We start from the raw sequence: 1026 nt of genomic DNA, 5'->3' as shown, positions 1-1026 counted from the left end.
TAATATCAGGAGCTATTGTAGCTACAGATGATACGGGAAGTCCGGTAAACAGCTCCACAGGAGGGACTTCATTAACTAATGTATTAACCAATGATATTTTAAATGGAAGTGCCGTAGTACCTTCGGAAGTAAATACTACTTTTGTAAGTGCTACTAATCCCGGAATTACTTTGTCGGGAACCGATGTTTTGGTTGCTCCGGGTACACCAGCTGGGACTTATACTTTAACTTATAGAATATGTGAGAAACTCAATCCTACCAATTGTGATCAAGCTGTAGTTTCAGTAACAGTTACAGCTGGAGCTATCGTGGCTACAGATGATGCAGGAAGCTCAGTGGTTGGCGCAACAGGAGGAACTTCATTAACTAATGTATTGTCTAATGATACCTTAAATGGAAGTGCTATTGTAGCTTCAGATGTAAATACTACGTTTGTAAGTGCGACTAATCCTGGAATTAGTTTATCCGGAACTGATGTTTTGGTTGCGCCTGGTACACCAGCGGGGACTTATACATTGACTTATAGAATATGTGAGAAACTCAACCCGACCAATTGTGATGATGCAGTAGTTACTGTACCGGTAACAGCTGGAGCTATTGTAGCTACAGATGATACAGGGGTATCCGTAAACGGTTCAACAGGTGGGACTTCAGTAACCAATGTATTAAACAATGATACCCTAAATGGAAACGTTTTTGTACCTTCAGATGTAAACACTACGTTTGTAAGTGCTACCAATCCTGGAATTACTTTGTCAGGAACCGATGTTTTGGTTGCACCAAATACGCCGGCCGGGACTTATACATTGACTTATAGAATATGTGAGAAACTCAATCCGACCAATTGTGATGATGCTACAGTTTCAGTAACAGTTACAGCTGGATCGATTGTAGCTACGGATGATGCAGGAAGCTCAGTGGTTGGCTCAACAGGAGGAACCTCACTAACGAATGTATTATCTAATGATACCTTAAATGGAAGTGCTGTAGTGCCATCAGATGTAAATACTACTTTTGTAAGTGCTA

The 1026-nt window shown here is 40.8% G+C and carries 1 pseudogene; it reads left to right on the top strand.

Going from position 1 to position 1026, the window contains the following annotated elements:
• Window positions 1-1026 (top strand): annotated as a pseudogene (locus ACN1CN_RS22745) (hypothetical protein); the annotation flags it as partial.

Source organism: Flavobacterium sp. T12S277 (assembly GCF_048514875.1).
Taxonomy (GTDB): Bacteria; Bacteroidota; Bacteroidia; order Flavobacteriales; family Flavobacteriaceae; genus Flavobacterium.
The sequence above is the reverse complement of the archived record's forward strand: the minus strand, read 5'-3'. Positions and strand labels throughout refer to the sequence as shown.